Genomic DNA, 17,198 nt, shown 5'->3' with positions numbered 1-17,198 from the left:
TACAAATATGATATACTAAACGTTAAATAATTAAAAATATGATAAGTATCAATTTTTAATTATTATCTGACTTTTTAACATAGAAAACATGCTACTGAGCTTTTGGCACAAGAGTTGAAATTACGGGTATTAAATACAATTAATAATTTCGCAAGCGACATGCTGTCAGATTGTCGTTTTTTTAATTTTAAGAAGGACTATATTAATGAGTAAACAAGATCAGTTTGATTTTAGCAATGCACTACCTATCATAAATGAAGATACAGAGTTCTTTCCATTGATGTCTCAGCAGGACGAAGATGAAATGAACAATGAAGAAACACCAGAGGTCCTGCCCATACTCCCACTTAGAAATACAGTTTTATTTCCAGGTGTGGTTATTCCTATTACTGTAGGTAGAGATAAATCAATAAAACTAATAAAGGAAGCCTATAAAGGAAATCGCATAATTGGAGTTGTTTCTCAACGTGATGTTTCTATAGAAGACCCAACTTTTGAGCAGTTAAACAGTGTAGGTACAGTGGCCCACATTATAAAAATGCTTCAAATGCCTGATGGTAACACTACTGTAATCATTCAGGGAAAACAACGTTTTAGATTGATTGAAGAGGTTCAATCTGAGCCTTATATTAAAGTTACAATAAGTAAATTCACTGAATCAAAGCATAAGAGCGATAAAGAGTTTAAAGCTTTAGTTGCTTCTATTAAAGAGATGTCGAGCCAGATTATCCAACTGTCTCCAAACATCCCTAGCGAGGCCGGAATTGCATTAAAGAATATTGAAAGCACTTCCTTCCTTATCAACTTTATATCATCTAACATGAATGCAGATGTGTCTGACAAGCAAAAAATGCTTGAAATGACCAACCTGCGTGAACGTGCCATGATGGTAATGGAACTGTTAACACTGGAGCTTCAAATGCTTGAACTTAAAAACCAGATACAGTCAAAAGTTCGAACCGACCTTGATAAGCAACAAAGAGATTATTTCCTGAACCAGCAATTAAAAACGATACAGGAAGAACTTGGAGGTAATTCGTCTGACCTGGAATATGAAACTCTACAGACTCGGGCCAAAAAGAAAAAATGGGCGTCGCAAATTGAAAACCATTTCAACAAAGAGCTGGAGAAACTTGGAAGAATGAACCCTGCAGCTCCAGATTACTCTGTACAGATTAATTATCTGGAATTATTGCTTGATTTACCATGGAATGATTTCACTAAGGACAATTTTGACCTAAAACGTGCACAACGTATTTTGGACAAAGATCATTTTGGCCTTGAAAAGGTAAAGCAAAGAATTATTGAATATTTAGCAGTACTGAAGCTTAAACGTGATATGAAAGCCCCTATCATTTGTTTGGTAGGCCCTCCCGGAGTTGGAAAAACATCACTTGGAAAATCAATTGCCAAAGCATTGAACAGGAAATATGTTCGTATGGCACTTGGTGGGATACGAGATGAAGCGGAAATTCGCGGCCATAGAAAAACCTATATCGGTGCAATGCCGGGCAGAATAATACAGTCTATTAAAAAAGCGGGTGCTGCTAATCCGGTATTTGTTTTAGATGAGATTGATAAGGTGGGCTCTGATTTTAGAGGAGACCCTTCATCTGCCCTTTTAGAAGTATTAGACCCGGAACAAAACAATGCTTTTAATGATCACTATGTTGAAGCAGATTACGATCTATCTAATGTTCTTTTTATTGCAACAGCAAACTCTTTAAGCACTATTCAGCCAGCTTTATTGGATCGTATGGAGATTATTGAGGTAAACGGTTACACCATTGAAGAAAAGATAGAAATTGCCAAAAAGTATTTGCTTCCAAAACAAAAGGAGCAGCATGGCATCAAATCTAAAGATATTGCCCTAAAAGGAACGCTAATTGAAAAAGTGATCGAAGATTATACTCGTGAATCGGGTGTTCGTGGTTTAGAGAAAAAAATTGGTTCACTTGTACGTGGGGTAGCTACAAAAATTGCTATGGATGAAACTTATGAGCCTAATTTAAGCTCAGAAGATGTTGAGCGTATACTTGGAGCTCCAATTTATGATAAAGACTTGTACGAAGGCAATGAAGTTGCTGGTGTAGTAACAGGCCTCGCCTGGACACAAGTTGGCGGAGATATCTTGTTTATTGAAGCAAGCTTAAGTCCTGGAAAAGGGAAATTAACCTTAACAGGTAATTTGGGCGAAGTAATGAAAGAATCTGCCATTATAGCATTAGCCTACTTAAGAGCTCACGCTGATTTGTTTGGGATTGATCATTTATTGTTTGATCAATGGGATATCCATGTTCACGTTCCGGCAGGTGCAACACCTAAAGACGGGCCATCGGCAGGTATAACCATGCTAACCGCCTTAACTTCTGCTTTTACCCAACGTAAAGTAAAACCTAATTTGGCCATGACAGGGGAAATTACCTTACGTGGAAAGGTTTTACCGGTTGGAGGTATAAAAGAAAAGATACTTGCCGCCAAAAGAGCAAATATTAAAGATGTGATTCTTTGCAAATCAAATAAAAAAGACATTTTAGAAATTAAAGAAGGTTACATTAAAGATCTAAACTTCCATTATGTAACTGAAATGCAGGAGGTAATTGAGATTGCACTTACTAAGGAGAAAGTTAAAAACCCTCAAAATCTTAGTGTTAAGCCAAATCAAATTGCTAACTAGGTATTTTTTATTTAATATTGCCGGCAAACAAACCATTAAAATGAAGAAATCCATTCTGCTGCTTACTATCCTGTTTTCAACAATAGGACATAGCAGCATTTTTGCGCAGGAAAACGACCCTGCAATAAAACGAGCACAAAACATATTTATTGAATTAGGAGGGCAAGGACTTACCTTTACCGCAAATTACGATTCCCGTTTTACCAATAAAAGAGACGGATTAGGTGGAAGAGCAGGGATTGGATACTATGCTCAGGATGGAGATAAAATTACAACTGTACCACTTTCATTAAATTATTTGATGGGTAAGGGTAATAAATTTTTCGAAATGGGCCTGGGAGCAACTTATATTTCAACCAGTGGCGATAGTGAAGTGCTGTTCAATAAAAATGAAAGCAATGTAATTGGAACTTTAAGTTTCTTTTACAGAGTACAACCTGCTGATGGTGGTTTTGCATTTAGAGCCGGTCTGAGTCCTGTTTTTAGTAAAGATTTCTTTTTACCGTATTACGGTGGCCTTAGTTTAGGATATACATTTTAGTCATTAAGTACTATATTAGACTCCGGTAATTATACCGGAGTTTTTTTTTACAACAAACAAATGAACAGCAGATCTATTCTCTTATTTTCAATTTTATTTATACTAACATTTAGCGCTTCGGCCCAAACTTTTAAAAATGAGTTCGGTTTTAAAAGCGACAACGACTCTTATCTTGCTCAAGGTTCTGATCGTTATTATACCAATGGTTTATTTATTGATTATCGCAGAGCAATGGACCAAAGCAAGCTAAAAAATGGACTGGAAAAGAAAATCTATGAGATATCGGCCGGACAAAAAATGTACAATCCTATTTCTGGCTATTCACCTGATCCCGCAAAACAAGACAGACCATTTGCCGGATACTTGTATGTTGGCGGTGCATTAAGCTGGTTTCATAGTAATGAAAGTATATTAAAAACTAGTATAGAACTAGGAACAACCGGACCAAATTCTTTAGCAGAAGATGGACAAGAATTATTACACAATACTGTTGGATTTTATGAGCTTGACGGTTGGCAATATCAAATTAAGAATGAACTGGCTGTAAATCTTTCAACCCAATACACCAGACTGTTACATAGGGCATCAAATAATGCTATAGATTTTTCATTTGATGGTTATGCAAATATTGGTACTACATTTAGCGGTGCAGGAGCGGGTATTTTATTCAGAGCCGGCGGTATTAATCAGCTATTCAACTCTGCTTATACAAATTCAGTGATTGGGAATAATCCAAAAACAAAAGCACTGATAAAAAGAGAGATTTTCTTTTACGCCAAACCGCAATTGAATTTTGTTGCTTATGATGCTACCGTACAAGGAAGTATGTTCAATAATAATAGTCCCGTTACTTTTGGCGTAAAACCTATTGTTTTTGCGCAACAGATTGGCTTTAACTACAGTTCACAACGCTTCACCTTTGATTTCGGCATGTTATTTAAAACAAAAGAGATAAAAAGTACTGCTAAAGCACACCAATACGGATCAATAAGTATGTTTTACAGGTTTAATTAGAAATTTAATCCAGCTGAGGGCGCCTTCTGTTCTCTTTTTTAGTTGCGGTTAATTGTTTATCTGCCAACCTTTTTCTGATAACTGATTTAGGAGTTTTTGTCGGTTTCCTGCTTTTTTGAATATGGAGAGCAGATTTCAACAGTGCAATCATTTTAATGATGGTTCTTTCCTTATTCATGAGTTGACTTCGGTCCTCTTGAGACACAATATGCAAATTGCCTTCCTGATCTAGCCTGTTTGCTAATCTTTCCTTTAAAAGCTCTTTTTCGCTCTCATTTAGGAAGAAAGACTCATCTATATTTAAAATCAGCTCCACCTTACTAGAAACCTTATTTACATTTTGTCCGCCCTTACCTCCACTACGTGAGGTTTTAAATAATGCAATCTTAAGAATGTCTTCTTTACTGGGTATCATACAGCAAAAGTAACTATTTACTTACCTCCAATTTACTTTATTGGAAATTTTGATAGAAAATCTGTCATCAAAATACTAACTTTGCTTTATATGAGAAAAAACCTGGTTATAGCTATTGACGGCTATTCTTCTTGCGGAAAAAGTACTCTTGCAAAAGCATTGGCCAAAAAACTGGGTTTTATTTATATAGACAGTGGCTCAATGTATCGTGCTGTTACCCTGTTCTTTCTACGCAATAATGTTGACATTAGTAATCCTGAGGCTGTAAAAGATGCACTCCAGCATATCGAACTAAACTTCCACTCCAGAGATTATGAATCCCATATCACTTTAAACGGCGAAGAGGTTTCTGATGAAATCAGGCAAATGCCTGTTTCCGAAAAAGTTAGTGAAGTTTCTGCCAATAAACTGGTTCGTCAGGAAATGGTAAAACAGCAGCAACGTATGGGTAAATCCAAGAACATTGTAATGGATGGACGGGATATAGGTACAACTGTATTTGCTGATGCCCAGGTAAAGTTCTTTATGACGGCAGATCCTAAAATCAGAGCAGAGCGCCGTTTCAAGGAACTACAAAGTAAAGGTGATACTACCACATCTTTGGAAGATGTTTTTGAAAACCTTGCTCATAGAGATTATGCTGATACCACACGTGCCGAAAGCCCATTAACCAGAGCTGAAGATGCCATAATACTTGACAACACAGAATTGACTCAAGAGGAACAGCTAAACTTTGCATTAGAACAGGCTCACCAGCATTTACCCGTCTGATTTTATAGTCACCTACCCCATTATCTTTTCATTATTTTTCTGCAAAGCTTTAGTTACATAAGCTTACATAGCCTAAACATTACATTTTGATGTTTTATCTATTTTAAAGTATCAATAATTTCGCAACCCGATAGTAAATATCTTAAAATCCTGCTACACGAATGAAAACAAAGATCCAATCTATTTATTTTTTATTGCCAGTTTTATTAATCGTTAGTTCTTGCGGAAGTAATGATAAAAAAAAGGATGCCTCGGCGGCAAATCAGGTTCAAGCCTACCCTGTTGTTACATTAACAGCCCAGTCTACATCTCTTGAAACAGATTATCCGGCAACAATTGAAGGCATACAAAATGTAGACATCAGACCCAAAGTTGATGGCTTTATTGAGAAAATTTATGTTGATGAAGGAGCCCTTGTAAAAAAAGGCCAACGCCTTTTTAGTATTGATGCCCCGCAATATGAACAACTTGTTAGAACTGCAACCGCAGCAATTAGTAGTGCAGAGGCTGATGTAAATGCAGCTCAGCTACAAGTTAACAAAACAAAACCTCTGGTTGAAAAGGATATCATCAGTAAATATGATCTGGATGCAGCTCAGCTCACACTTCAAAGTAGAAAAGCTGCACTGGCCCAGGCAAAAGCCGAACTGGTAAATGCAAAAGTAAACCTCGGTTACACTACCATTACCAGCCCTGTTGATGGTGTAATTGGCAGCATTCCTTTTAAAACAGGTAGCCTGGTAAGTGGCAGCACTGCTGAACCACTAACCACTGTATCAAACATTTCAAAAGTTTACGCTTACTTCTCATTAAATGAAAAACAGCTTCTTGACTTTTCAAGAAATTATAAAGGGGCTACTCTTGATGCACAAATGAAAAATATCCCAGCCGTTTCTTTAGTATTGGCTGACGGGAGTGCGTTTGCTGAGAATGGAAAGATTGAATCTATTAATGGTTTAATAAATACTAATACTGGCTCAGCAAGCCTAAGAGCTACTTTTTCTAACCCTTCAAAACTTTTAAGAAGTGGTGCAAGTGCATCGGTACGTATCCCCCAGCATCTGGAAAATGCCATTCTTATTCCTCAAAAATCAACTACTGATTTGCAAGGTAAAAAGTTTGTTTTTCTTGTTGACGGCAAGGGAATCATCAAAAATACTGAGATCGAAATTATGGAAAATGCAAAAGGCAATTTTTATGTTGTTACCAAAGGACTTAAAACTGGAGATAAGATCGTGCTTGAGGGTTTCCAATCTTTAAAAGATGGTGCTGAGATTAAACCTGAAGAGAAAAGTGCAGATTCAGTATTCGCTGATCTTAAAAAATAAATAACAGTTTATCTAATCCGGCACTAACCGGTTGAAATAGAATATATGTTTAAGAAATTTATAGAGAGACCTGTTTTATCAACAGTTATATCCATTATAATTGTAATATTGGGGATATTAGGTTTAATTACTTTACCTGTATCTCAATATCCTGAAATTGCACCACCTACTGTTCAGGTATCTGCATCTTATCAGGGTGCCAATGCCGATGTTGTAATGAACAGTGTAGTTGTTCCACTAGAGGAACAGATTAATGGAGTTGAGGATATGACCTATATGACCTCAACAGCCAGTAATGATGGTACGGCAACAATTACAGTAAACTTTAAGTTGGGTACAAATCCAGATCTGGCAGCGGTAAACGTTCAGAACCGTGTGTCAAGGGCTACTAGTTTATTACCTGCTGAAGTGACACGTTCAGGAGTAATAACCGCAAAAAAACAAGCAAGTAACGTTTTGATCTTTGGTATTTATAGCGATGACCCATCATATGATCAGAAATTTCTTCAAAACTACTCCAACATTAACTTAATACCACAAATTAAGCGTATTAATGGTGTGGGTGATGCCAATGCTTTCGGATTAATGGATTATACCATGCGCATATGGCTTAAACCAGAGGTAATGGCAACTTATGGTCTGGTTCCAAATGACATTAACGTAGCACTTGCAGAACAGAATGTTGAAGCAGCACCCGGGCAGTTTGGAGAACAAGGGAACCAATCGTTCCAATACACATTAAAATATTCGGGGCGCCTAAAAAATGAAAGTGAGTTTAGCAATATAATTATCAGAACCGCAGCAAATGGACAAGTACTCCGCCTTAAAGATATCGCCAGGATTGAATTGGGAGCTCAAAGTTATGCAAGTTCAGTAAGGTTTGATGGAAAGCCAGCACTTGGTATTGCCATAAACCAAACCGCAGGCTCCAATGCAAAAGACGTTATTGAAGGGGCAATAAAGGTATTGGATGATGCTTCTGTGAACTTCCCCAAGGGTGTTCATTATGCGCCACTTGTAAATGTTAATGATTTCCTTGATGCATCCATAGAAAAAGTAATACATACCCTTGTTGAAGCATTTATACTTGTGTTTTTAGTGGTATTTATATTTCTTCAGGATTTCCGTTCAACTTTAATCCCGGCTATTAGTGTTCCGGTGGCTATTATTGGTACCTTCTTTTTCCTTAATTTATTCGGTTTTACCATAAACCTGCTTACGCTATTTGCCTTGGTTCTGGCAATTGGTATTGTGGTAGATGATGCTATCGTAGTAGTTGAAGCAGTCCATGCTAAACTCGATCATGGTTATAAATCAGCCAAAAAGGCTACAATTGATGCCATGGAAGATATTACAGGAGCGATCATATCTATCACATTGGTAATGGCTGCTGTATTTATTCCAGTGAGTTTTATTCAGGGATCCTCAGGTGTATTCTATAAGCAATTTGGTTTAACTCTTGCTATTGCAATTATACTTTCTGCCATTAATGCATTAACATTAAGTCCAGCACTTTGTGCGCTATTCTTAAAACCACATGAAGAAGATCATGAGAAAAAGAAAAGCTTCCTGCAAAAATTCTATGTAGGGTTTAACACCTCATTTGATTTAATGACTAACAGATATAAAAGGTCTGTTAAGTTTCTGGCAAGAAGAAAATGGATTGCCGGTTTAGGAATTGCTTTGTTTACGGTAGTTTTAATCTGGACAATGAACACCACGCCGAAAGGGTTTGTTCCAAATGAGGATTTGGGTACCATCATGTCCGACATTTCATTGCCAGCCTCTACCTCACAAGAACGTACAAATGAAGTTATTGCCCAAATTGACAGCATAGTCCATTCCATTCCTGAAGTAAAAAATTCCATCAGAGTGGTTGGTAGAAGTATGATTAGCGGATCCGGAAGTTCTTACGGTATGGTAATTTCCAGGTTAAAGCCATGGAATGAAAGAACCCGAGATGTAAAACAAATTATTGGTGAGTTGTTTGCAAAAACCGGCAGTATTAAGGGTGCAAAAATCATTTTCTTTGCGCCGCCAACAATTCAAGGTTTCGGTACCAGTGGAGGTTTTGAGTTCCAGTTACAGGATAAAACCGGTGGTGATATTAATAAATTCAATGCAATAGGAAATGAGTTTCTTGCTGCCCTTAGTAAACGTCCTGAAATTCAATATGCATCTACCTCTTTCAATCCAAATTTCCCTCAGTATCAAATAGACGTTAATGTTGCAACAGTAAAACAGGCTGGTCTAACTGTAACTGATGTATTAAGTGTTTTGCAAGGATACTATGGTGGTGTATATGCCTCAAATTTCAATAAATATGGCAAGCAATATCGGGTTATGTTTCAGGCAGATGCTCAATACCGAGCAAATCAGGCAAGCTTAAATAATATCTATGTAAGAAATGCGAGTGGTAAAATGGCACCTGTTAGTTCATTTATAACCTTAACTAAGGTGTATGGCCCTCAGGCAATTTCCCGATTCAACCTGTTTACGTCTATTGCCGTTACAGGGAATCCAAACAGTGGATATAGCTCTGGAGATGCATTAAAAGCAGTACAGGAAGAAGCTGCAATCCATTTACCAGTTGGTTATGGCTATGAGTTTTCAGGATTATCACGGGAGGAGATGTCTAGTGGCAGTCAAACCATTTTCATATTCCTTTTATGTGTTGTATTCGTTTACTTTTTACTTTGTGCCCAGTACGAGAGTTATATACTTCCCCTTGCGGTTTTGATTTCTCTTCCTATAGGTTTGGCCGGTGTATTTATTTTTGATAAGATTTTCGGAATAGACAACAATATATATACTCAAATTACCCTAATCATGCTTGTAGGACTACTTGCCAAAAATGCAATTTTGATAGTTGAGTTTGCTGTAGACAGACGAAGAAAAGGAATGAGCATAATAAATTCTGCCATTAATGGTGCTACGGCACGTCTTCGCCCTATTCTAATGACATCCTTTGCTTTTATCCTTGGGTTGTTACCATTAATGCTTTCAACAGGCGTTGGTGCTGCCGGGAATAAGTCGATTGGTACAGGTGCTGTTGGGGGAATGCTTATAGGAACAATATTCGGAATATTTGTTATTCCGGCGTTGTTTATCATTTTCCAGACATTACAAGAAAAGGTAAGCTCAAAATCTCCTTTTGAAGAAGGTATTGTTAAAGAGCAAGGGGAACTTGAATTTCCGGAGGTAGATACCCGTGAACATTAATTTTAATCACATGAACTTTAGATATAAATCTTATATAATCATCGGTTTTGCTACGCTCTGTTTAACTGCCTGCGTAACTAAAAAATACGAGCGACCAGCCTTAAATAGCAACGATCTTTATCGGGACAACTCAGGGACTGATACTGCAACTATTGCTAATTTACCCTGGAAAACTTTATTTGGTGATGCTACACTTCAGACTTTAATTCAACAAGGATTAGATGAAAACCTTGATTTAAAGCAGGCAATTGAACGAATTAAAATTGCAGAAGCAACTTTAAGACAGAGCAGAGCAGCCTTTTTACCAAGTTTGACTGGCGATTTGTCGGTTACTGATGCAAAGCAATCCAGAGCAGCGTTAAACTTTCCTCCGGGAATAAATATTAATACAGAAACGCAGACCTATAAGGCACAATTAAGTACTAGCTGGGAGGCCGACATATGGGGTAAACTTAGTAGTGCCAAAAGATCGGCATACGCTTCATTGTTACAAACAGATGCGGCAAAAAGGGCTGTACAAACACAACTTATAGCCAATATTGCCAATACTTATTACAGCCTGCTTGCTTTGGATAAACAATTAGCAATTACAGAACAAACTGTAAAAATCAGAGAAACAGATGTTGAGACCATGAAGTCCTTAAAGGAAGGGGCAATAGTTAATGGAGCAGCAGTAGTACAAAGTGAAGCTAACTTATATGCAGCTCAGGTAACAATTCCGGATCTTAAAAAAAGTATAAAAGAAACGGAAAATGCACTTAGCGTCCTTTTAGGAAAAGGCCCCGGTACTATCAACCGAAATACTTTAGATGAACAACAACCATTTAGTAATTTACAGGTAGGTGTGTCTTCACAACTTTTGCAAAACAGACCGGATGTACAGGCGGCAGAATTTGCTTTTAGGGCAGCATTTGAAAACACCAATACAGCAAAAACATACTTCTACCCTGCCTTAACATTAACTGCAAATGGTGGATTATCTACTCTTGACCTTAAAAATTTCTTTGATCAGTCTATATTTTATAATCTGATTGGTGGAATTACGCAACCTATCTTTAATAAGGGACAAAACAAAGCGAGACTAAAAACTGCGCAGGCTCAACAGCAACAAGCATTTTATGGCTTTCAGCAAACGCTCTTAACCAGCGGACAGGAAGTTTCGAACGCATTATTTGCCTACCAAACTGCTTCTGAAAAAGAAACAACCCGAGCAAAACAAATTGCTTCTCTTACCAAAGCGGTAGATTATACTAAAGAGTTGCTTCGTTATAGCTCTGCTACTAATTATACAGACGTTCTAACTTCTGAGCAAAGTTTACTTGCTGCCAAGCTGAGCAGCACAAATGATCGGTTACAGAAACTTCAATCTATTGTAAATTTATACAGAGCCCTTGGTGGCGGTTGGAAATAGAAATCAATTTCATTATTATTACAGAAGCCTGCATAAGTTTATTATTTTTAGAATAATATACCTTATGCAGGTTTTAACATAATAGACTAAGCTGCTTTCTGATGAAAATACTGATTGTTGAAGATGAAAAAACATTAGCACTGGAAATGGCAGAATTTCTTGGCAAGGAAGGATATACAATTGAACATGCCTGGAAAAAATCATCTGCTGAAGAAAAGATCTTTGTAAATTCTTACGACTTCATTTTACTGGATTTGGGCCTGCCTGGTGGCGATGGGTTTGAACTGTTGCGCCAGCTAAAACAAATCGGTGGTCGTGAGGATGCTGTCATTATACTAACTGCTCGAGGTGATGTTGATGACCGCATAAAAGGTTTAGAGGCAGGTGCTGACGATTATCTTGCAAAACCTTTCTCCTTAACAGAGCTTTTAGCAAGAATGCATGCTATAACCAGACGCAAGCATAAACTCGAAATGAATGAAATAAACATTCATCAATTCACGCTCGATATTAAAAATCATAGCGTTTGTTTTAATAGCGAAAAGATCAATTTAACAAATAAAGAGTTTGAAATTTTTAATTATCTGGTATTAAACAAAAACAGGGTCATTTCAAGAGTAAACCTAACTGAGCATGTTTGGGGAGATATTCTTGAAATCAACTCTGATTCGAACTTTGTTGACGTGCATGTTAAAAATTTACGCAAAAAGCTATCTGTACATGCGCCAATTGATTGGTTTGAAACTGTTAGAAGTATTGGCTACAAAATCAAGTTCTAATGTGTAATTTCATAAAGATAATCCAATTATGAAATTACAGTTTAAGCTTGCCTTTTATAATACAATAACAAAGATCGCCATTATAACATTCCTCGGCATACTTATACTGGTATCTATAAATCATATTTCTGTAAAACACCTTCAACAACGTCTGATTCAAAAGAAAGCCAAGTTTGTATCAAACCTATCAACCGGAGAAATTAACGATTTACTTACACAACAAAAAACCTTTACAGATTATAACCTGCTTAAAGAGGAATACATCATTTTAAAACAAGTAAAACAGAATAACAAACCGCTTAAAAACCACTTTAGTCAGGAGATACGCAGTATAGAAGATAATGAAGAAGAATACCAGATATTAACTGCCGACCTTGTTTTTGAAGGGACCAGATATGAACTGGAACTTGGCGAAACAATGGCTGCCGTATCTCAGCTGGAGCACACCATTTCGGTTTTTACATTCTTCATACTTTTAGCCGCTGTTATCTTAACCCTAATAACAGATCTTGCTTTCACTCAATTCTTATTAGCTCCATTTTATCGAATTATAGATCAGAAGCTTAATAGAGTAAACGATCCAATTAATTTCAATTACGAGCCAATAAAAACTACAACAGAAGACTTCAAAATACTAGACAACAGCATTAGTATATTGATGAATAAAATTGCAACGCTGTTTCTTACAGAAAAGGAATTCATTGCTAATGTTTCTCATGAATTGCTTACTCCTATTTCAGTTTTAAATACCCGTTTAGAGAATTTATTAAACGATGAGCAGCTAACCCAGGAAGGAGAAAACAAACTATTTGCCTGCCTAAAAACTTTAAGTCGACTAAAATCAATAATAAACAGCTTATTATTAATCTCCAAAGTTGAAAACAATCAGTTTAACAAACCAGATCTTATTTCTATAAAAGATACGGTAACAGAAGTATATGAGGAATTAGAGCATAGGTTATTAATGATGAAGTTAAAGGTGAATATCAATCTTCCCGAAGATTATAACTTTACCGGCAATCGTTCATTACTCCATACCTTAATAAGCAATCTGGTTAGCAATGCTATTAAGTACAATGTTCAATCAGGGCTAATAAACATCTATGGTAATAAAGAAATTGATGGTTTTCATCTATACATTGCTGATACCGGACAGGGGATGAATCCCGAAGAGGTGAAGAATGCCTTTGTTCGTTTCGAAAAATTCCAATCAAAAAAGGAAGATAGTTATGGTCTGGGCCTTGCTATAGCTAAAAGTATAGCAGCCTTTCATCAAATTATTGTAGATATTAAATCAGAAAAAGATAAAGGCACAACGGTTGAACTTATTCTCCCTATTTAGCCTTTATCGATCTTCATTAAATCTTCATTTTTGGTTTGCATCTTTGATCTAACAATTAACACAAAATAATTTTAGATATGAAAAGAACAATCTTAGCGTTAGCATTAGTTGCAACAACTTTTGGCGCATTTGCACAAACTCCTGCTGCTCAAAAACCAGCTGCACAAACAACAGCTGCTGCTCAAAAACCTGTAGCTCACAAAACTAAATCACATAAAAAAGCCGCAGTTAAAAAAGCTGCTACAGCTGCCACCCCAAAAGCAGCCGAGAATAAAAAATAAGGCAATTAATTAGGTTCAATAGTTTTGTCTAGCCGTCTGCTTATTAGCAGGCGGTTTTTTGTTAAAAGCCAAAAGCGGGGTTATCTCGTAAATAAGCTCTTATAGCCAGTATAGCATCATCTCTTAACTGTCTAATCCGTTCCTTACTCCGGTTTAAGAAAATTGATATGTCTTCTAAAGTACGTTCAGTTTGTCCTATTCCATAAAACATCTTTAATATCAATTGCTGTCTGGAGGGCAGTATCTTAAGTACTTTTTCTATATTATAATGAAAAGAATCTAAAAGTAGAGCAGCATCTGTAGGCGGCACATTTTCATCGGCAATAGTATCCATTAGGGTATAGCCTGTTTCTTCGTTTATCACCATATCAAGAGAACAAGTCCTTTCTGAACTTAATATACATTCTGTTATTTTCTCTTCAGAAACACCTATTTCTTCGCTAAGTTCCCAATAAGTGGGTAACCTTTCATTCTTTTGCTCAAAAGAACTACTTGCCTGATTAATCTTCAGCAAGTTTAAAATCTTATTTCCTGGTAATCTTACTACACGATTACTTTCTTGTAAACATCTCCAGATATTTTGGCGAATCCACCAAACAGCATAGGTAATGAGCTTAAAGCCATGTGTCTCATCAAATTTTTCGACTGAATGTATAAGACCGATATTGCCTGCACTAATCAAATCAAGCATTGAAAGACCTCTGCCTTGGAATGTTTTGGCAATAGAAACAACAAACCGCAAATTCGCTTCTACTACTCTATTTCTGGCACCTGCTACACTTTTTCTTACATCTCTTATAAGGCGGGCTTCCTCGTCCATAGATAATAATGCAATTTTATTTATCTCATTCAAGTATATAGATAGTTCCCCAGAATCCCTGTTTAAGATGGATTGAGTAATCTTTAACTTTCTCATACTGCGTTTATATTTGTTTAAGTTTAAAGTTTTTAAATAGATCTTTATGTATAAAATCGCTCATACATTGCACCAGAAATTCCACTCCTAACATATCCATTGCGTTGTACAGAGAGGCCCTAAATCCCCCTACAGAACCAAAGCCTCCAATTCCAACCACTCCTCTGCTTTCAGCAAAATTCAAAAACTCAGGTTCGCGTTCCCTATTGTACATTTTGAAGGTTATGTTCATCCTAGACCTGTCGGCCTTATCCGCTAAGCCATAAAAACATTCACTGCTATCAATGGCATCATAAAGTAGTTTTGCCTTTGCTATATTTGTTTCTTCGGCTTGTTTAATTCCACCCATTTCCTTTAGCCTGCGTAAATTCAGCATTGCTACATAAATCGAGAATAAAGGTGGAGTATTAAACATTGAATTATGATCATTATAAATCCGATAATCAGACATAGAAGGAATTAAGTTTTGAATTCCCTTTAGTAAAGCTTTTTTAACAATAACAAGTGTTAAACCAGCCGGCCCCATGTTCTTTTGGGCGCCTGCATAGATCAACCCAAAATCAGCGACATTAATTTCCCTGCTAAAAATATCGGACGACATATCACATACAATCGGCACATCCGTTTCAGGAAAATCAAAAATTTCTGTTCCTTCTATTGAATTATTCGAAGTACAATGAAAATAGGCAGAGCCACGCGGGATATGATAGCCAACAGGTATATAATCGTAGTCCCTATCTTTAGAGCTTGCAACAACCTGCACTGGCCCGAACATTCTGGCTTCTTTAATGGCTTTTAATGAAAAATATCCTGTATCAAGATAAACAGCTCCTTTATGCGGTTGCATCAGGCACATTGGTACCATAGAAAACTGCGTACTCGCCCCACCCTGCAAAAATAAAATACTGTAATCAGCTGGTACCTTTAAAAGTTCCCTTACTAAATCCTCGCATTCGTTTATTATTTTTTCAAACTCTGATGAACGGTGAGAAATCTCGAGAATACTCAATCCGGTTCTATTATAATCTTTAACAGCGTCTGAAGCACTATTTAGAACCGAATCAGGAAGAATACATGGGCCTGCTCCAAAATTATATTTTTTCTTAGACATTGCGGTTTATATTAATAAACACAAAAGTCGTAAGCATCTTTATCAAAAATGCAGGCAGTATAAAGTTCAGTAAACTATCCAGAATTAGAACAATTCACCAAATCTTATTAGTTATACAACTTCAATAATGAAATTAACCAAATATAATTCTTAGATTATTTTTACTTTGCAAGCGTAGAATCTCTGATGTTTAGAACTGTAGGTAATACAACCTCATAAGGTTCTTGGTCACCTTTTTGATTATCCAGTCTATTCAGCAATATGTTCATGATATTTTCAGCGATATCTTCAAGCGGCTGAGCTACTGCAGTAATTGGAGGTGCAGAGAATTCCAGTAACTCAAAATCATCAAAAGATAACAAGGCTATGTCGTTAGGAATTTTTAAGCCTAATTGCTGTATAGCCCTTAAACTTGCCATGGTAATATAGTTTGTAGCACAGATAACTGCATCAAGCTTTTTTTCTTTTTTCAAGAATGAGGTAACTTCTTGAATCAGTTCAGATGAAGGAGCATAAGTTAGTTTTTTAATATATGGTTTTAAACCTTCTGCTTTAACAGCATCTTCATAACCACTCAATCGGTCAAGCATTTGCTGTTCAATTGTATCTATAGTAATAAATCCAATATTTTTATACCCTTTATCCTTCAAATGTTTAACAGCACTGTATGTTCCTTCATGATTATTGATCGTTACATAATCAGTTTTTAAATCAGGGAAATACCTGTCAAACAACACCACTGGTTTTTTGCTATTGGTTAATAACTTAACCTCGTCTTCCAAACCATGTGGTAACGCTATAATATATCCGTCAACATGTCTGTCCTGGAAAATTTGTAATAATTCCTGCGCTTTGGTTTTGCTATTTTTTGTACTGCTATATATAATTTTATAACCCTTTTGGGAAGCTTTTTCATCTATAAGTCGGGCAATGCTTGAAAAAAAAGGTTCAGAAATGTCATCTACCAAAAAACCTATAATATTGGTTTTTCCAGTACGAAAACTTTTTGCCAACGCATCAGGCTTATAACCCAGTTCTTCAACAAGCTCTAAAACCTTCTTCGTTAATGGTTCACTAATTCGTTTTTCTTTAGCCTTACCATTTACCACAAAAGAAACTGTACTGATTGAAATCCCCAACATTTTGGCGATGTCCTTAATTGAAACTTTTTTTTCCATTAATTTAACTTCCCTATTAACACTGCAATATAGTAAATCGGTAATTATTTCCTATTCTACCATTAAAGTAATATTCTAATCTACGCTATAATTGATTACTCAATTGAGAAAAGATTTAAAATACCCCTATGTATCAAAGACCATTTCTCAAAATTATGAAACTAACAAACACAATCAAGTTAGATTAATTCTAAATAAATTTTGATTATAAA

At 36.3% G+C, this 17,198-nt stretch carries 14 protein-coding genes; 10 read left to right on the top strand and 4 right to left on the bottom strand.

From position 1 onward, the window contains the following. Positions 1–205 precede the first annotated feature (205 nt). From lon to CPT03_RS00365, 3 genes are read left to right on the top strand one after another with little or no spacing between them, the layout of a single operon-like run. Entirely contained in the window at positions 206–2,677 is a 2,472-nt protein-coding gene (gene lon, locus CPT03_RS00375; protein WP_099436984.1) for an endopeptidase La, read from the top strand. Positions 2,678–2,717: 40 nt separating this feature from the next. Beyond that, on the top strand, positions 2,718–3,218 hold the full coding sequence (locus CPT03_RS00370; protein ID WP_157766308.1) for a hypothetical protein: 501 nt from the start codon (positions 2,718–2,720) through the stop codon (positions 3,216–3,218). Positions 3,219–3,278: 60 nt separating this feature from the next. Continuing rightward, complete coding sequence (locus CPT03_RS00365) at positions 3,279–4,232, top strand: lipid A deacylase LpxR family protein (RefSeq protein WP_099436982.1); 954 nt, start codon at positions 3,279–3,281, stop codon at positions 4,230–4,232. Positions 4,233–4,236: 4 nt separating this feature from the next. On the opposite strand, the gene arfB is transcribed toward CPT03_RS00365, so the two are convergent. Then, the gene (gene arfB / locus CPT03_RS00360; RefSeq protein WP_099436981.1) at positions 4,237–4,647 is read right to left on the bottom strand and encodes an alternative ribosome rescue aminoacyl-tRNA hydrolase ArfB; all 411 of its coding nucleotides are present in this window, start codon (positions 4,645–4,647) and stop codon (positions 4,237–4,239) included. 90 nt (positions 4,648–4,737) lie between these two features. On the opposite strand from arfB, the gene cmk reads away from it, so the two are divergent. The 7 genes from cmk (at position 4,738) to CPT03_RS00325 (ending at position 13,781) form a co-directional block, all read left to right on the top strand. Beyond that, positions 4,738–5,418 carry a (d)CMP kinase gene (gene cmk / locus CPT03_RS00355; protein ID WP_099436980.1) on the top strand — a complete coding sequence of 227 codons (681 nt, stop codon included), beginning with the start codon at positions 4,738–4,740 and terminating at the stop codon, positions 5,416–5,418. 161 nt (positions 5,419–5,579) lie between these two features. Further along, a complete protein-coding gene (locus CPT03_RS00350) occupies positions 5,580–6,746 on the top strand; it encodes an efflux RND transporter periplasmic adaptor subunit (RefSeq protein WP_099436979.1) in 1,167 nt (388 codons plus the stop codon). Positions 6,747–6,791: 45 nt separating this feature from the next. Next, the gene (locus CPT03_RS00345; RefSeq protein WP_099436978.1) at positions 6,792–9,968 is read left to right on the top strand and encodes an efflux RND transporter permease subunit; all 3,177 of its coding nucleotides are present in this window, start codon (positions 6,792–6,794) and stop codon (positions 9,966–9,968) included. Between the two features lie 10 nt (positions 9,969–9,978). After that, entirely contained in the window at positions 9,979–11,379 is a 1,401-nt protein-coding gene (locus CPT03_RS00340) for an efflux transporter outer membrane subunit (RefSeq protein ID WP_099436977.1), read from the top strand. Between the two features lie 101 nt (positions 11,380–11,480). After that, a complete protein-coding gene (locus CPT03_RS00335; RefSeq protein WP_099436976.1) occupies positions 11,481–12,158 on the top strand; it encodes a response regulator transcription factor in 678 nt (225 codons plus the stop codon). Positions 12,159–12,186: 28 nt separating this feature from the next. Next, entirely contained in the window at positions 12,187–13,500 is a 1,314-nt protein-coding gene (locus CPT03_RS00330) for a sensor histidine kinase (protein WP_099436975.1), read from the top strand. A 77-nt stretch (positions 13,501–13,577) separates the two neighbouring features. Continuing rightward, positions 13,578–13,781 carry a hypothetical protein gene (locus CPT03_RS00325; protein WP_099436974.1) on the top strand — a complete coding sequence of 68 codons (204 nt, stop codon included), beginning with the start codon at positions 13,578–13,580 and terminating at the stop codon, positions 13,779–13,781. A 61-nt stretch (positions 13,782–13,842) separates the two neighbouring features. Here CPT03_RS00325 and CPT03_RS00320 read toward each other — a convergent pair whose 3' ends face one another. The 3 genes from CPT03_RS00320 to CPT03_RS00310 all read right to left on the bottom strand — a co-directional run bounded on the left by CPT03_RS00320 (position 13,843) and on the right by CPT03_RS00310 (position 16,986). Continuing rightward, complete coding sequence (locus CPT03_RS00320; protein WP_099436973.1) at positions 13,843–14,697, bottom strand: RNA polymerase sigma factor RpoD/SigA; 855 nt, start codon at positions 14,695–14,697, stop codon at positions 13,843–13,845. A 7-nt stretch (positions 14,698–14,704) separates the two neighbouring features. Beyond that, positions 14,705–15,808 carry a 3-phosphoserine/phosphohydroxythreonine transaminase gene (gene serC / locus CPT03_RS00315; RefSeq protein WP_099436972.1) on the bottom strand — a complete coding sequence of 368 codons (1,104 nt, stop codon included), beginning with the start codon at positions 15,806–15,808 and terminating at the stop codon, positions 14,705–14,707. A 161-nt stretch (positions 15,809–15,969) separates the two neighbouring features. Then, the gene (locus CPT03_RS00310) at positions 15,970–16,986 is read right to left on the bottom strand and encodes a LacI family DNA-binding transcriptional regulator (protein ID WP_099436971.1); all 1,017 of its coding nucleotides are present in this window, start codon (positions 16,984–16,986) and stop codon (positions 15,970–15,972) included. Positions 16,987–17,198 lie beyond the last annotated feature (212 nt).

This window comes from Pedobacter ginsengisoli (assembly GCF_002736205.1).
In the GTDB taxonomy this organism is placed as follows: Bacteria; Bacteroidota; Bacteroidia; order Sphingobacteriales; family Sphingobacteriaceae; genus Pedobacter; species Pedobacter ginsengisoli_A.
This window is presented reverse-complemented; position numbering and strand designations above follow the sequence as displayed.

Bases quoted from the DNA above. Each gene is read 5' to 3' on its own strand.
- lon (WP_099436984.1), top strand. From the start codon at position 206: ATGAGTAAACAAGATCAGTTTGATTTTAGCAATGCACTACCTATCATA.
- CPT03_RS00370 (WP_157766308.1), top strand. From the start codon at position 2,718: ATGAAGAAATCCATTCTGCTGCTTACTATCCTGTTTTCAACAATAGGA.
- CPT03_RS00365 (WP_099436982.1), top strand. From the start codon at position 3,279: ATGAACAGCAGATCTATTCTCTTATTTTCAATTTTATTTATACTAACA.
- arfB (WP_099436981.1), bottom strand. From the start codon at position 4,647: ATGATACCCAGTAAAGAAGACATTCTTAAGATTGCATTATTTAAAACC.
- cmk (WP_099436980.1), top strand. From the start codon at position 4,738: ATGAGAAAAAACCTGGTTATAGCTATTGACGGCTATTCTTCTTGCGGA.
- CPT03_RS00350 (WP_099436979.1), top strand. From the start codon at position 5,580: ATGAAAACAAAGATCCAATCTATTTATTTTTTATTGCCAGTTTTATTA.
- CPT03_RS00345 (WP_099436978.1), top strand. From the start codon at position 6,792: ATGTTTAAGAAATTTATAGAGAGACCTGTTTTATCAACAGTTATATCC.
- CPT03_RS00340 (WP_099436977.1), top strand. From the start codon at position 9,979: ATGAACTTTAGATATAAATCTTATATAATCATCGGTTTTGCTACGCTC.
- CPT03_RS00335 (WP_099436976.1), top strand. From the start codon at position 11,481: ATGAAAATACTGATTGTTGAAGATGAAAAAACATTAGCACTGGAAATG.
- CPT03_RS00330 (WP_099436975.1), top strand. From the start codon at position 12,187: ATGAAATTACAGTTTAAGCTTGCCTTTTATAATACAATAACAAAGATC.
- CPT03_RS00325 (WP_099436974.1), top strand. From the start codon at position 13,578: ATGAAAAGAACAATCTTAGCGTTAGCATTAGTTGCAACAACTTTTGGC.
- CPT03_RS00320 (WP_099436973.1), bottom strand. From the start codon at position 14,697: ATGAGAAAGTTAAAGATTACTCAATCCATCTTAAACAGGGATTCTGGG.
- serC (WP_099436972.1), bottom strand. From the start codon at position 15,808: ATGTCTAAGAAAAAATATAATTTTGGAGCAGGCCCATGTATTCTTCCT.
- CPT03_RS00310 (WP_099436971.1), bottom strand. From the start codon at position 16,986: ATGGAAAAAAAAGTTTCAATTAAGGACATCGCCAAAATGTTGGGGATT.